The organism is Streptomyces sp. Alt3, from assembly GCF_030719215.1.
Classification (GTDB): Bacteria; Actinomycetota; Actinomycetes; order Streptomycetales; family Streptomycetaceae; genus Streptomyces; species Streptomyces glycanivorans.
The window spans coordinates 7,641,729-7,656,195 of sequence record NZ_CP120983.1; the positions used below are offsets into that span (position 1 = coordinate 7,641,729).

Sequence of the window (14,467 nt, forward strand, 5' to 3'; positions counted from 1 at the left end):
GTGGTCGGGCCGTGGCCGTCGTCGGCGTCATCGGCCGGGCCCGAACCAGCGGTTCAGTGCCATCGGCAGGTCGGCGTGGCTGCCGGGGGCGGTCCAGGCGACATGCCCGTCGGGGCGCAGCAGGGCGGCCGAGATCCCTGTCGTCGGGCCGCCGGACGGAGTGTCGCGGAGCGTCGCCGTGACCACGTCGACCCGGTCGGTCCACGGCCGCGCCCGCCTTCGGAGGGTGGCGTTGTCGGTGAGATCGAGGAGCACGCCCCGGGCCGGCCGCAGAAGTTCCCAGCTGGTCGTGCGCCTGTTCCCGTACTCCAGATCGAGCTGCGGCATGCGCGCCCCGAGCAGCGGGGCGGAGCCGCCTCCGACGTCGTACCGGATGTCCAGGCCGCTGACCTTGGCGGCCAGATGGCGCACGACCTCGGGCTGGTCGAGCAGCTCGCCGAGCACCTCCCGCAGCGGATTCACCTCGTCACCGCCCAGGATGAGCGTGCTCTGCGCCCGGGTGTTCACCAGCAGTCTGCGGCCGACCTCGTACCGCTCGTGGTGGTAGCTGTCGAGCAGCGCCTCGGAGTGCGTACCGCGGACCACGGCGGCGAGTTTCCAGCCCAGGTTCACCGAGTCCTGGATGCTGGTGTTCATGCCCTGCCCGCCGGCCGGAAGGTGGACGTGCGCGGCGTCACCGGCCAGCAGGACCCGGCCGCGCCGGTACTCGGTGACCTGGCGGGCGGCGTCGGTGAACGCGCTGATCCACACCGGCTCCGCCGTGGAGATGTCGACGCCGGTGAGGCGCTTCCAGACGTCGGAGACCTCGGTGAAGTCGGGCGGCCCGGTCCGCTTCCGCGGCGGCGTCCCGCGTTCCCCGACGATGATCCGGTGGAGGCCGTCGGGGAACCGAGCCACCATCACCATGCCCCCGGCGGTCTGCCGGCCCGACATCCGAGGTTCCAGTTCGACTCCCCGGACATCGGCGAGGAACAGCTCGGTGGTGGCCTCGGTGCCGGGGAAATCGAAGCCCGCGATCTTGCGGACCCGGCTGTGCCCGCCGTCGCAGCCGACCAGATACCGGGCCCGCAGCGCCCGGTCGGCCCCCCGGAGGGTGACGGACACGCCGTCGGCGTCCTCCGCGAAGCCGGTGAACTCCTGGCCGCGCCGGATGTCGGCTCCCAGCTCCCGGGCCCAGCTCTCCAGCACGGACTCGGTCGTCGACTGGGGGACGGTCCGCGCCGCCCCATGGGCGGAACCGAGCACGCCGAGATCGAGCGGCACGCCGCCGAAGTGTCCGTCCTCGCTGGTCCGGATCTCTCCGAAACGGGGCAGCAGGCCCCGCTGTTCGAACACCTCCATGGTGCGGATGGTGAACCCGATGCCGCGCGACTCCCCGGAACGTTCGGGCAGCCGCTCCAGCACGATGACATCGATGCCCGCCAGGCGCAGTTCTCCGGCCAGCATGAGCCCGGCGGGCCCCGCACCGACGACGATGACTGAAGCGTCCATAAGAATTCTCCACGGTGAGACGGCGTCAGCTTCGGCGGAACCTACTGCTTCTCCTGCTTTTCGACATTGGCGGCGATCCGCGCCAGCACGTCGTTGGCCGCGAGGAACTCGGCCTCGGAGATACCGTCGAGTTGTTCGGCCGCGTGGGCATTGATCAGCGATTCGGCCCGGTCGTGCACCGCCGCGCCGGATTCGGTGAGAGTGATGGCCCCGTCGTTCTCGGTGACCCATCCGCAGGCCTTGAATTCGTCGACGACCGGCCGGTACGAGTCGGCGCGATCGGCGGCCAGGAACGGAGCGAATGCGTCGTCGATGCCGGCGACGGTGTCCACCTTGATACTGACGGCGTGCAGCACCTGCCACTTACGCCGGTTCAGATCGACCACCGACAGTGCGCGGGCGGTGGATTCGTCGAACAACTGGTGAAGGTGAAGAAGCCAGTAACCGATGCGCTTCGTCGTGTTCTGCTGAAGCATGAATTGCCTCCCCGATCTTGTGATTGCGCAGTCGATCGCCCGGCAGTCAGACTCTGACATCCTGGACCGACGCGAAACAAGGGGAGACGTGACAACCTACGGTGCACCCGCAGCATTGCGGAACCTACGGTCGAGCCACAGGTTTCCTGATTCCGCCGGCAAATGGAAACGCCGCTTACCCCGGTGGGGTGAGCGGCGTTCGGAACGGAATCGCCCGAGGTGGTCCGTAAAGGAATGGACCGAGCCCTCTGTGAAACGTCTATGAAACGCTGGTGTTCATCGCCGTGACCAGTTGCCGTCTGCCGGATATACCGAGTTTCCTGTAGACGCTCGACAGGTGGAACTCGACCGTGCGGACCGTCAGGAAGAGCGTTTCCGCTATCTGCCTGTTGCTGTATCCGGCGCGGGCGAGCTGGGCGATCCTGTCCTGTTGCCGGGTGAGCAGGCAGGCCTCGTCGCAGCTGCTCTGGAGCGCCAGGGCCGACCTGGCGCGCTCCGACCAGAAGGCATTGCGGCAATTGCGCGCGACCGCGTCGGCGGCCTCCAGCCGGACCCGTCCCCCCGGCACGTCCTTCCGCCGCAGGAGCAGCATGCCCAGGTCGTAGAGGGCGTGCGTCAACTCGGCCCGGGCACCGGCCACGTCGAGCAGTCTGACCGCCTCGTCGAGCAGCGGGACCGAGGTCTCGTCCCCGCGTGACACCGCCACCGCGTGCAGGGCCGTTCCGATGCTCCGTGGTGAACCCCACCTCCTCGCCGCGATGAGCTCGTCCTCGGACAGCGCGAGCGCCAGGTCGTACCGGCGGGCCGGCAACGCGGCTAGCGTGGCCTTCGAACGCCAGGGAATGACCGCGGGGTTGGAGACATTGAGGGCCCTCAGAACCCGTCCGCAGTCCATGTAGTCGTCGATGGCCCGCTGGAACTGGCCCATGCCCGTATGGAGGGCGCCACGTGCGGCCAGGATGTGCATGCGGTCCGGCTGGTCGACGTCGAGACGATCGGCCAGCCCGTTCTCGAGCAGTACCCCGTGAGCGTTCTCGAGCTCGCCGATCTGGACCAGAGCTTCCACCAGCCAGGCGACGGCGAGACAGGTCAGCGACCTCGTGACCCGGCGGGCGAGGAGCGCTCCGAGCATGTTCGAAGCCCGGAACGCGTCACCGGACAGCAGACGGGTGCGGGCGAGCAGCAGTGTGAGGAGATCCCGATGACGGTCCGAACGTGCCCAGAGCGGATCGCCGGCCAGCCGCTCGCACTGTGCGCGGGCGGAGGCCAGATCGCCGGTGTAGAGAAGTGTCAGAACCGCCAGCCAGGTGGAATGCGCCTCGGTACGCAGCGTGTCCGTGCCGAGGATCCAGTCCGTCTCCGTGGCCACCGTCGCACGATTCGTCCCGAGGTTCGCCAACTCGATGTTTCGCAGTACCGCGCTCAGTTCGTCGGAGGGAGAGCGCTCACTCTTGTCGAGAAGGGTGAGCGCCGGTATATAGGTGGTGGCGGCTCGCCGTTTCGGGAGCGGCCCGTCGTCCTCCGGGAGCCGGGCAGGCCGGCGCGGCCGAGGCACCTTGGCGACGCGCACCGCCCCGGACCCCTGTCTTGTGCTCGGTTTCACGGAGTTGCGGGTCGCGAACTTGTTCTCGGGCGGAAGCAAGAGGATCTCCCTCACGTGGTAGAGCGCTCTCATGCGGCGGCCGGCGCAATCGGCCGCTGTCGGCCGGCTGTCGGGTGACTGAAGCGTCTTTCTCGCGCATCCGGGAACCGGGGCGCCGGCCGTCCGAAGTGCGGCGTCGCGTACGGGCCGAGAGGGATACCGGACGGAAACGAATGAGAAACATTGACCCGGCAGTGAAAGCGGGCAGTTGGCCGCGGCCGGACGGCGCTGTCCGGCGCAGCAGGAAAAACCGCACACGTTTTCGCGTCCACTGTAAAACAGGGCGGTGGCACAGACCAAGATCCACCTGGTGGCACAAGTGAGAGTGGCCGATTCGATCCTGTCATCGGCCGCGTCGCAAAGACCGCGGGCCGGGCACGTCCTGCCTGATCAGTTCCTGCGTACGAACATGCTCGTGAGCCGGCCCGGGCCGCCCCGCACTGGCCAAATCTGCCGGATGCGGTAACACGGGCCCGTAGGCATTCTTACGGGTCACCCGTAGGTTCCGGGATCAACCCTTGTCGCATTCGGACGGTCCTGCCAGCATCGTGCTGCCGGTGAAGAGGATCTTCTGCCCCCGGCTCTCCCGGTGTTCTCATTCGAAGGGGCTGCGCGACCTATGCACGAGGAATCAGATCTCACCGCACAGCTCAAGGAACTCGCCGAACGGGTCGACCTGCTCGAGAGCGTGCGCGAGCTGAACGCCCTGCGGAACAGGCTGCCGCGCCTGATCAATGACAACGAGTGGGAGCGGGTCGGTGAGCTCTTCAGCACCGATGCCTACCTCGACTACGGGGATCTGGGCCGAGCCGACGGCAGGACCGCGATCAGTGAGTACTTCGCCGGCCTTCCCGCACGCATCGAGAAGGACGCCATGACCTCCGGCGTACTGGTCAAACAGTTCGTGCACGGGCATGAGGTGGAGATATCGGGGAGCCGGGCAACCGGGGTCTGCGACTTCGAGGAGCGGGTCGTCTTCAAGGAGCAGAGCTTCATGGTGGCCGGGAAGTTCCTGGACGAATACATCCGCGTGGACCGCCGCTGGCTGTTCGCCAGGATCGAGCTGAATCCGTTCTGGGTGATTCCCCATGGCAAGGGCTACGCCCAGTAGTACCCGAGGTGGAGACCTGTGACTGACGTCAATGACCGGCCTTTCCGGTTCGGTGTAGGCATCTTCTCACCCCGCAGCCGTAAGGAGTGGGTGGAGAAGGTGCGGCTGGCGGAGGAGCTCGGATACGACACCGTCTCCGTCTCCGACCACCTCTACATGCCCGCGCCGCTCCCTACGCTCGTTCTCGCTGCGGAGGCGACCGAGCGGGTGCGCCTCGGGACGCTGGTCCTCAATACGACCTTCTATCAGCCGGCCGTGCTGGCCCGTGACATCGAGACCATTCACCGGTACTCCGGAGGACGGGTCGAGGTCGGCCTCGGTGCCGGGTACGACCGGAAGCAGTTCGACGCGGCCGGCCTGCCGTGGACCGGTGCGGCCGAACGGGTGGCGCATCTCGAGGAGACGGTCCTGAAGCTGAAGGACAGCGGTGCGGACGCCGGGCGGGAGCCGGCACCCCGGATCATGATCGCCGGCCGAGGTGACCGTGTTCTTCAGCTGGCGGCCCGTGAGGCGGACATCATCGCCTTCACCGGCACGGCGCGGGTGCGTGACGGCGAAGGCCTGCGGCTCGGCAACCTCGCGGAGATCACGGACCGGGTCCGGCTGGTCCACGATCTGCTCGGCGAACGCGTCCAGGACGTCGAACTGAACATTCCCATCCACCGGGTGCTGCTGCCCGGTACCGACACCGCGGCCGTCTCCGACGTATGGCAGAACACCCTCGACCTCGAGCCCGACGAGCTGTCCGAGCTGCCCTCCCTGCTGATGGGTACGCCCGAGGAATGCGCGGAACAGCTCAGGGCCCGGCGAAAGCGGTTCGGCATCACGTATTTCAGTGTGCTGGAGCCGGAGATGATGGCCTTCTCCAAGGTCATCGAGGCGATGCGATGAGCGCGTCTCACCAAGCGAACGGCAGACGGCGACGAATGGACCGAGGTGCTCCGTGGACTTGAGAATGACGGGCAGACGCGCCCTGGTGACCGGTTCGAGTTCCGGCATCGGAGCGGCTGTCGCGGACCTGCTGGCGGCCGAGGGAGCGGATGTCGTCGTTCACGGCCGGGACCGTGAACGTACGGAGGCGATGGCACAGAAGGTGCGCGCACACGGACGACGGGTCGATGTCGCGATCGGAGACCTTTCGACCGACGCGGGCGCCGCCGACGTGGCCCGAGCGGTAGCGGCGGGCGGGGACGTCGACATCCTGGTCAACAACGCCGGCTCCACCGATCTGGTCCCCTGGGACATGGCGACCCCCGATCTGTGGGCGAAGTCGTACGAGGTCAATGTGATTTCGGCCGTGCGCATGATCAGGGAATTCGTTCCCGCCATGCGCCGACGGGGCTGGGGACGCGTGATCCAGATAGGCGGTGGACTGTCGATGCAGCCCATGGCCATGCAGCCCCAGTACTGTGCCGCTCTCGCGGCGCGGCACAACCTGGCCGTCTCGCTCGCGCGGGATCTCAAGGGAACCGGTGTGACCTCGAACGTGGTCTCTCCCGGGGCCATCATGGTGGAGTACGTCCGGGACTGGCTGCTCGAAGTGGCGCCCACCCGCGGCTGGGGAGACGAGTTGCCGGAGATCGAGTCGAAGGCGGCAGAGGAGTGGATCCCCAACGACATCGGCCGTTACGGCACTCCGGAGGAGGTCGCCGGGGCGGTGGCCTATCTCGCCGGCCCGCTCGCGGACTACATCAGCGGAACGGTGGTCCGCGTCGACGGTGGTCACGTGATCTCGCTCTGACCGACTGTTCCGGAGTCCGATGTCGACCGTGCTGGTGGTCCGAGGCGAAGCGAGGTAGAAGACATGGGCAGTTCAGAGGATTTCCTGTTGCCCCGCCCGGCGTGGCGGGGAACACGCGAGCTGGTGCTCCATCTGGCGGCCGTGAAATGGGCGATGGGGTCGATACGCGCGCTGGTGCAGCTTCGGATCCCCGACCGGCTGGCAGAGGGCGCGAGGACGGCCGACGAACTCGCCGCTTCGATCGACGCCGACCCCTCGCGCCTGTACCGCGTGTTACGCGCGGCGGCGACAGCGGGGGTGCTCCGCGAGGACACCTCCGGGCGCTTCTCCCTGGCCCCCGCGGCCGACGGGCTTCGCGCCGATGGGGCGGACAGCATGCGGGACGTCTTCCTCTTCACGACCGACCCGATGATGTGGCGTCCCTACGAGAACGTGCAGCACACGGTACTGACCGGGGAGTCGGCCTTCGCCAGCAGTTTCGGGAAGCCGTTCTACGAATACCTGCGTGACCACCCCGAGAGTTCGGACGTCTTCGACCGGGCAATGGTGCAGAACGACAGTCCCGAGACCTTCGAGCTGTTCCGTGACGTCGATTTCTCGAAGTACCGGAAGATAGCCGACGTCGGCGGCGGACGCGGGAGTTTCCTCGCCGAGGTCCTGCGCCGGAATCCGGAGTGCCTCGGAGCGGTCTGCGATCACCCTCTGGCGCTGTCCGGGGCCGGAGAGGAGTTCGAGCGACGCGGGGTGTCCGACCGTGCCACCGCGATGGCGACCGACTTCTTCGAGAAGGTTCCGGAAGGGTTCGACGCCTACATCATCAAGCGCTCTCTGCAGAACTGGGGCGACGAGGACGTCAGGCGCCTGCTCGCGAAGGTGCGGGAAGCCATGGGATCCGATCTCGAGGCCCGTCTGATGATCGTCAACCATGTCCTGGCCGAGCCCGGGACGCCCGACTTCGGGAAACTCTCCGACATCGAGATGATGACGGTGCTCGGCGGCGGACGTGAGCGGGAGCGGGACGAATGGAACCGGCTCGCGGCCGAGGCCGGCTTCCTGAGCGTCAGCGAGCCCAGCGCAGGACAGATGTCACTGCTGATGTTCCGGCCGAGCTGACGCGCCGCCGGGCGACACGAAAGGGCTCATCGTGCGCAAGGTGCTCATCGCCAACCGTGGCGAAATCGCTGTCCGTGTTGCTCGGGCTTGCCGGGATGCCGGAATCGCGAGCGTGGCCGTCTACGCCGATCCGGACCGGGATGCTCTGCATGTGCGCGCGGCCGACGAGGCGTTCGCTCTGGGCGGTGACACCCCGGCCGCCAGTTATCTGGACATGGCCAAGGTGCTCCAGGCCGCCAAGGACTCCGGGGCGGACGCGGTCCACCCGGGCTACGGCTTCCTCTCGGAGAACGCGGAGTTCGCGCAGGCCGTGCTGGACGCGGGTCTGACGTGGATCGGCCCGCCGCCGCAGGCGATCCGGGATCTGGGTGACAAGGTCGCCGCGCGTCACATCGCCCAGCGTGCGGGTGCGCCGCTGGTGGCCGGCACACCGGATCCGGTGTCGGGTTCGGCGGAGGTCGTGGAGTTCGCGCAGAAGAACGGTCTGCCGATCGCGATCAAGGCGGCCTTCGGTGGTGGCGGGCGCGGTCTGAAGGTCGCCCGCACGCTGGAGGAGATCCCGGAGCTGTACGACTCCGCGGTCCGTGAGGCCGTCGCGGCGTTCGGCCGGGGCGAGTGCTTCGTGGAGCGCTACCTCGACAAGCCGCGGCACGTGGAGACCCAGTGCCTGGCCGACACGCACGGCAACGTCGTCGTCGTCTCCACCCGTGACTGCTCGCTCCAGCGCCGCCACCAGAAGCTCGTCGAGGAAGCCCCCGCGCCGTTCCTGTCCAAGGAACAGAACGCGCAGCTGTACGCGGCTTCCAAGGCGATCCTGAAGGAGGCCGGCGACGTCGGCGCCGGCACCGTCGAGTTCCTCGTCGGTGTGGACGGCACGATCTCCTTCCTCGAGGTCAACACCCGCCTCCAGGTCGAGCACCCGGTCACCGAGGAGGTCACCGGCCTCGACCTCGTCCGCGAGATGTTCCGCATCGCCGACGGCGAGGAGCTCGGCTACGGCGACCCCGCGGTGCGCGGGCACTCCTTCGAGTTCCGCATCAACGGCGAGGACCCGGGCCGCGGCTTCCTGCCCGCCCCCGGCACCGTCACCCTGTTCGCCCCGCCCACCGGCCCCGGCGTCCGCCTCGACGCCGGCGTCGAGACCGGCAGCGTCATCGGCCCCGCCTGGGACTCGCTGCTCGCCAAGCTCGTGGTGACCGGCGCGACGCGTGAGCAGGCGCTGCAGCGCGCGGCGCGTGCGCTGGGCGAGTTCACCGTCGAGGGCATGGCCACCGCGATCCCCTTCCACCGCGCGGTCGTGGCCGACCCGGCGTTCACCGCCGACCCGTTCCGGGTCCACACCCGGTGGATCGAGACGGAGTTCGTCAACGAGATCAAGCTCTTCACGGTCCCCGCGGACCAGGACACCGACGAGGAGACCGGCCGCGAGACCGTCGTCGTCGAGGTCGGCGGCAGACGCCTGGAGATCTCCCTGCCCAGCAGTCTCGGCATGTCCCTTGCCCGCACCGGACTCGCCGCCGGCGCCAGGCCGCGACGCCGGGCTGCGAAGAGGTCCACCTCCGCAGCCTCCGGTGACAGCCTCACCTCCCCGATGCAGGGCACGATCGTCAAGATCGCCGTCGAGGAGGGGCAGGAGGTCGAGGAGGGCGACCTCGTCGTCGTCCTCGAGGCCATGAAGATGGAACAGCCCCTCAACGCCCACCGCGCCGGAACCATCAGGGGCCTGTCCGCCGAAGTGGGCGCCTCCCTCACCTCCGGGGCCACCATCTGCGAGATCAACGGCTGAGCCGGACCGGTTCGCACCGCGGACCGGAGGCGCCGCACCCGCCGACCCCGCACCTTCGTACACATGTCCCGTCCCGCTACACTCCCCATACCCAAGCCGCCGTACCCAAGCCGTTGACCAGCACTGATGAAGAAGTCGGGCTGGAGCACCAAGGCCCGTCGACACATCAGTGACCGGGCGCCTCAGCAAGGAAGCCCATGCAGGGAGTTCTCACCGGATTCGCGGTGATCGCCGTCGTCATAGGTGTCGGCTACGTACTCGGACGGCGCGGGCACCTGGGCGAGGACGGCAGAACGGTTCTGACCCGGCTCGCCTTCAACGTGGCGACACCCGCACTGCTCTTCACGACCCTGGCGCAGGCCGACCTGTCGGTCATCTTCTCCCAGCGGCTCCTGGTCACGGCGGCCGCCACGGCCGCTGCGGCCGCCGTCTTCGTCACCGTGGGACTCCTGCGCGGCTGGGGCACGGGACAGCTCACCATCGGCGCCCTGTGCTCCAGCTACGTCAACGCGGGCAACCTCGGGATCCCGATCGCCGTCTACGTGCTGGGAGACGCCTCGCTCGTCGCCCCCGTCCTGCTGTTCCAGCAGATGGTCGTCACCCCCCTCGCCCTGACCGTGCTCGACCTGAGCCTGCCCGGCGAGCCCCGCTCCCTCCTGCAGCGCCTCACCACCCCTCTCCGGAACCCGATGGCTGTCGGCTCGCTCACGGGCGTGGCCGTCGCCGCCACCGGGTGGACCGTCCCGCCACCGGCACTCGAACCTCTCACCCTCATCGGCAACATGTCCGTCCCGGCCGTCCTGCTGGCCTTCGGGATCTCGCTGCGCGGCAGCGGCATACCCGCCCGCGGGGACAACCGCCCCGCGATCGTCCTGTCCGCCGTCCTCAAGACGGCCTTCCAGCCCCTCGTCGCCTGGGGCATCGGCGCCGGCGTCTTCCACCTGCACGGCGCGGCGCTCCTCGACGTCGTCGTGACCTCGGCGCTGCCTGCCGCGCAGAACCTCTACACCTACGCCTCCCAGTACCGCGTCGCCGAACAACTCGCCCGGGAGTCCATACTGCTGTCCACCCTCGGTTCGATCCCGGCCCTCATCACCGTCGCCGCTCTCCTCGGGTGACACACACCGGCCGCCGGTGACCCGCCCCTCGTCCCGTCACTGCGCGACGACGCGGGCCCCGGGAGGCAGCGGGCGTCAGGAACGCTCACATCCTTCGGTGGAGCAGGAACCCGAGCAGCACCTCGATCTCGCGCGCCGCGCGCGGGGCGAGGGGGACGCTCCGCAGGAAGGCGCGGGCGGCATCCAGATGGTGACGGGCTTCCTCCAGGGTGGCGTCGCGGCCCCCGCACGCCTCGACGAGTGCGGCCGCGCGCCGGGCGCCGGCGTCGTCCAGGGGCACCGGGGAGTTCAGAAGCTCGGCGAGCTCCGCGGAGCGGAGACCGTCACGACCGAGGGCGGCGAGCACGGGGTAGGTCTTCTTGCGCTCCCGCAGGTCGCCGTGCACGGGTTTGCCCGTGACCGCCGGGTCCCCCCAGACGCCCAGCAGGTCGTCGACGGCCTGGAAGGCCACTCCCAGGTGGCGCCCGGCCCGGTCCAGCGCCGCCACGACGGGTACGGGAGCCCCGCCCAGGAGTCCGCCGAGCGCCGCCGCGCAGCCCAGCAGCGTGCCTGTCTTGAGCTCCGCCATGGCACGGTACTCATCGGTCCGCACCGCGCCGGGGCCCGTCCAGGGACGGGACGCGAGGAGGAGGTCCTCCGCCTGGCCGCGTGCGAGGCCGCTCAGCGTCTCGGACAGGCGGCCCACGGCCACGGCCGTGAGCGGGCCCGGTTCCTCGGCGAGGATCTGCACGGCGAGGGCGAGGAGCGCGTCGCCCGCGAGCACCGCGGGACCGGTGCCGTACGCCTTCCACACGGTCTCCCGCTGCCGCCGGGTCCCGTCCCCGTCCATGATGTCGTCGTGCAGCAGCGAGAAGGTGTGGACCAGTTCGACTGCCACCGCCGCGGCCACCGCGCTGTCCGTGGGAGCACCTGCGGCCTCGGCGCACAGTACGGCGAGGGCCTGGCGCACGCCCTTGCCCTCGCGTGAACCGTCGGAGGGCGCACCGCCGACTTCGCACCAGCCCAGGGAGAACGCGGCCATCTCGCCCTGCCACGGGTGGAGCCGCCCTATCGCGGCGGCCAGGGAAGGGCGCACCAGGTCACGGCAGCGGGCGAGTGTGCGGTGGGCGCCGTCCGTGATCTCCTGCGACCCGGCGCCGGCGGGCGTCACCTTACCGGAGGCCCCGGAGGCCCCGGAGGCCCCGGAGGCCGCGGAACCGGTGGTCGGAGTGCCGGTGCGGACGGTCGTCGGAGGGGTCATCGCGTCACTGCCCGCTCCACGTGGTTCCCTACGTCGGGCAGCGGGCCCACCCCCAGCTCGGCCGTCGCCTTGTCGACCATGTCCCGCGCGTGCCGCAGACCTATTCGGTCCAGTTCCCGGCGAAGTCCGGCCAGTTCCACGGCGGTCTCCGCCGGATTGCGCCCGAGACGCGCCGAGGCCTTGGCGAGCCCCAGCCGTGACAGCGCGGTTCCCCTCGGTTCGTTCATCTCCTGGAACTCCGCGAGTGCCTGCGCGTAGTTGTCACGGGCCTGCACGTACTGCCCGGCCCGGTAGTGCACATTGCCGCGCATCTTGTGGTTGTACGCCAGAGCACTGGACAACTTCATCTCACGACAGAGCAATTCCGCCTCCGTGAGCAGCGACAGCGCACGCTCCACATCACCGTCGCGCACCGACACCACGTCCGCGATTCCGCGCAGCGCCCAGGCACGGCCCCGCCTGTCGTCGGCCCGGCCCGCAGTCCCGGCCGCCTCCTCGAAGAGGGCGAGCGCCCTGTCGTACGAGCCGGTGTTGCGGTGCATCTGGGCTATGCCTTCCAGCGCCCACACCGTGTGCCGCGCCTCGCCGCGCCTGCGGGCCTCGGCGAGCAACTGCTCGTGCAGTTCGCCGACCGCCTGGTAGTCACCCTGGATGCGACCGGTCTCCGCGAGACCGGCGAGCGAGTAGCCGCGCACCACCACGTCGCCCCCGCGTTCGCCCATGTCGGCCGCGAGCCGGAGCAGTCGGTACGCCAGGGCCAGCGAGCCCCGCTGGCGGGCGAGTGTCCCGCCGCTCCACAGCGCCCAGGCCATCGCCCCGACGTCGTCGACCGAACGTGCCGCGCGGTAGCTCGACTTCCAGGCGGCATCGGCCTCCGCCACACGCCCCAGCCGCCGGCACGCCTCCGCCACGGCGAGCCCGCAGCGCGCCATCTCCCGCCGTTCACCGGCACGCTCGGCCGCCCGCAGTTCCTCGATTCCCTTCGCCAGTACGTCGGTGAGGGAGGAGTTCACCGACAACGAGCCGAGCGCTCCCTGATACTCGGGAGCGAACGCCTTGTCCGTCGGCCGTTTCCGCTGATCCACCCGCGCCACCCGCTCACTGTCTCGCCTGTCTTCGACACCGTCCGGGGCGGCGCCTGCCGGCAGCCGCCCTTGATCAAGACGGTAGGGGCGAGCGGGGGTTCCACGAATCCACCTCTTTGTTGGTCCCCGGGTCCTACCTGAGTGCCACGCGGGACGGCCGGAGTAGTCAGCGGGAGGGACACCGACGCGGAGCCCCGGGGGACGGAGCGCCGCCCGTCCCGCCTCCGGGGGCAGCTGACGCAGGGAAAGTTGCGGCGTTCGATACGTCAACGAGGTGCGGCCCGGGTATGGTGACCAAGCGAAGTCAAGATAGCCTTACCTAAGTCGAGGAGTACCGGTGAGCAATCCCTTCGAGGACGAGAACGGCACCTATCTGGTGCTCGTCAACGACGAGGGGCAGCACTCGCTGTGGCCCGCCTTCGCCGAGGTGCCCGCCGGCTGGACGGTCACCCACCAGGAGGACACGCGCCAGGCCTGCCTCGACCACGTGGAGCGGAACTGGACGGACCTGCGGCCCAGGAGCCTGATCGAGAGCACGGCCGCCGACCCCGCCTGAGCGACCGGGGCGCCGAGCCACGTCCGTGGTCCGGCGCCCCGGCCCGCGAGGGGTGCCGTCACCGGTACCCGGCGGGGTCCGCGGGCTTGCCCGCGCCTTCGACCTCGACCAAGTAGCGCCAGCAGTCGGGGCGCGAGCCGTCCAGGTCGGTGAAGCCGTACTCCTGGGCGAGCTGACCGCTGGAGAGCGACTGGCCGTTCCGGCGTGCGACATCGGCGTCGGCGGCCAGCGCCGCGACCGCGCGGCCGACGTACGCCGGGCTCTCCGAGATGCAGAAGTGCGGCACCGCGGCCTGCGCGTCGCGCCAGTTGTCCTCGGTGACGCCGAACGCGTCGAGCATCATCTCCGACCGCATCCAGCCCGGGGTGAGCGCCACCGCCGTCCCGCCGTGCGGTTCCAGCTCGTGTGCGAGCACGAACGCCGTGCGGAGCACGCTGTTCTTGACCAGGTCGTAGAAGTACGAGTTGCGGTAGTGCGTGCTGTTGTACGCGGACGTCCCGTCGGTCATCTCGACCACGAGCCCGCCCGGCCGGCGCACCAGCAGCGGGAGTACGAAGTGGCTGGTGATCGCGTGGGTCTCCACGCCCAGCCGGAGGAGCCGCAGTCCGTCGTCGAGATCGTGCTCCCACACCGGCTTGTCGAACGCGAAGAGCCGCTCGCCGCCCCAGACGTCGTTGACCAGAACGTCGAGCCGCCCCTGTTCCGTGTCGATGCGCTCGGCCAGGGCGCGGACCTGCTCCGGCACCAGGTGGTCGGTCGGCACCGCGATGCCGGTTCCGCCCGCCGCCGTCACCAGCTCGGCCGTCTCCTCGATCGTCTCGGCCCGGTCGTACTCCGATCGCCGCTGCCTGGTCGTACGGCCGGTGACGTAGACCGTGGCACCCGCGGTGCCCAGTTGGACGGCGATGCCGCGCCCGGCTCCCCGTGTGGCCCCCGCCACCAGTGCGATCCTTCCGCGTAGGTCCGGTGCCGATGTTTCGGGCGTGAGTTCCATCGAGTTCCCTTGTCCGTGCGCACGTGGTGGCCGACGCCCCTCGTCGGTGCCGGTCTCGGACACCATGCTCGACCTGAAAGAGGACACCTTGTGTCGTACTTTCCCGCACTCTTC

13 protein-coding genes are annotated in these 14,467 nt (G+C 69.5%); 7 read left to right on the forward strand and 6 right to left on the reverse strand.

The annotated features are described in order from the left end of the window. Positions 1-27 precede the first annotated feature (27 nt). From P8A20_RS33865 to P8A20_RS33875, 3 genes are all read right to left on the reverse strand, one after another. Complete coding sequence (locus tag P8A20_RS33865; RefSeq protein WP_147964246.1) at positions 28-1,491, reverse strand: FAD-dependent monooxygenase; 1,464 nt, start codon at positions 1,489-1,491, stop codon at positions 28-30. A 41-nt stretch (positions 1,492-1,532) separates the two neighbouring features. Further along, complete coding sequence (locus P8A20_RS33870) at positions 1,533-1,967, reverse strand: winged helix DNA-binding protein (RefSeq protein ID WP_147964247.1); 435 nt, start codon at positions 1,965-1,967, stop codon at positions 1,533-1,535. 259 nt (positions 1,968-2,226) lie between these two features. Then, positions 2,227-3,609, reverse strand: a complete 1,383-nt coding sequence (locus P8A20_RS33875) for a helix-turn-helix transcriptional regulator (protein ID WP_147964248.1) — start codon at positions 3,607-3,609, stop codon at positions 2,227-2,229. A gap of 619 nt (positions 3,610-4,228) precedes the next feature. On the opposite strand from P8A20_RS33875, the gene P8A20_RS33880 reads away from it, so the two are divergent. The 6 genes from P8A20_RS33880 to P8A20_RS33905 all read left to right on the forward strand — a co-directional run bounded on the left by P8A20_RS33880 (position 4,229) and on the right by P8A20_RS33905 (position 10,478). Beyond that, entirely contained in the window at positions 4,229-4,720 is a 492-nt protein-coding gene (locus P8A20_RS33880; RefSeq protein WP_306104881.1) for a nuclear transport factor 2 family protein, read from the forward strand. Between the two features lie 18 nt (positions 4,721-4,738). Continuing rightward, entirely contained in the window at positions 4,739-5,611 is an 873-nt protein-coding gene (locus P8A20_RS33885; protein ID WP_306104882.1) for a TIGR03621 family F420-dependent LLM class oxidoreductase, read from the forward strand. 64 nt (positions 5,612-5,675) lie between these two features. Next, on the forward strand, positions 5,676-6,461 hold the full coding sequence (locus P8A20_RS33890; RefSeq protein ID WP_261988636.1) for an SDR family NAD(P)-dependent oxidoreductase: 786 nt from the start codon (positions 5,676-5,678) through the stop codon (positions 6,459-6,461). A 63-nt stretch (positions 6,462-6,524) separates the two neighbouring features. Continuing rightward, on the forward strand, positions 6,525-7,574 hold the full coding sequence (locus tag P8A20_RS33895) for a methyltransferase (protein WP_147959238.1): 1,050 nt from the start codon (positions 6,525-6,527) through the stop codon (positions 7,572-7,574). 31 nt (positions 7,575-7,605) lie between these two features. Further along, positions 7,606-9,360, forward strand: coding sequence for an acetyl/propionyl/methylcrotonyl-CoA carboxylase subunit alpha (locus P8A20_RS33900; RefSeq protein WP_306104883.1), 1,755 nt, complete (start codon positions 7,606-7,608; stop codon positions 9,358-9,360). Between the two features lie 197 nt (positions 9,361-9,557). Then, the gene (locus P8A20_RS33905; protein ID WP_306104884.1) at positions 9,558-10,478 is read left to right on the forward strand and encodes an AEC family transporter; all 921 of its coding nucleotides are present in this window, start codon (positions 9,558-9,560) and stop codon (positions 10,476-10,478) included. An 85-nt stretch (positions 10,479-10,563) separates the two neighbouring features. Here the strand turns inward: P8A20_RS33905 and P8A20_RS33910 are convergent, their stop codons facing one another. Both P8A20_RS33910 and P8A20_RS33915 read right to left on the reverse strand, forming a co-directional pair. Next, entirely contained in the window at positions 10,564-11,718 is a 1,155-nt protein-coding gene (locus tag P8A20_RS33910) for a polyprenyl synthetase family protein (RefSeq protein WP_147961829.1), read from the reverse strand. Further along, complete coding sequence (locus P8A20_RS33915) at positions 11,715-12,803, reverse strand: tetratricopeptide repeat protein (protein ID WP_261988877.1); 1,089 nt, start codon at positions 12,801-12,803, stop codon at positions 11,715-11,717. The genes P8A20_RS33910 and P8A20_RS33915 overlap by 4 nt, the downstream gene beginning before the upstream one ends. A gap of 337 nt (positions 12,804-13,140) precedes the next feature. Between P8A20_RS33915 and P8A20_RS33920 the strand changes: the two genes are divergently transcribed. Next, complete coding sequence (locus tag P8A20_RS33920) at positions 13,141-13,359, forward strand: MbtH family protein (RefSeq protein WP_147961831.1); 219 nt, start codon at positions 13,141-13,143, stop codon at positions 13,357-13,359. A gap of 58 nt (positions 13,360-13,417) precedes the next feature. Here P8A20_RS33920 and P8A20_RS33925 read toward each other — a convergent pair whose 3' ends face one another. Continuing rightward, positions 13,418-14,353 carry an SDR family oxidoreductase gene (locus tag P8A20_RS33925; protein ID WP_147961832.1) on the reverse strand — a complete coding sequence of 312 codons (936 nt, stop codon included), beginning with the start codon at positions 14,351-14,353 and terminating at the stop codon, positions 13,418-13,420. Positions 14,354-14,467: the final 114 nt, after the last annotated feature.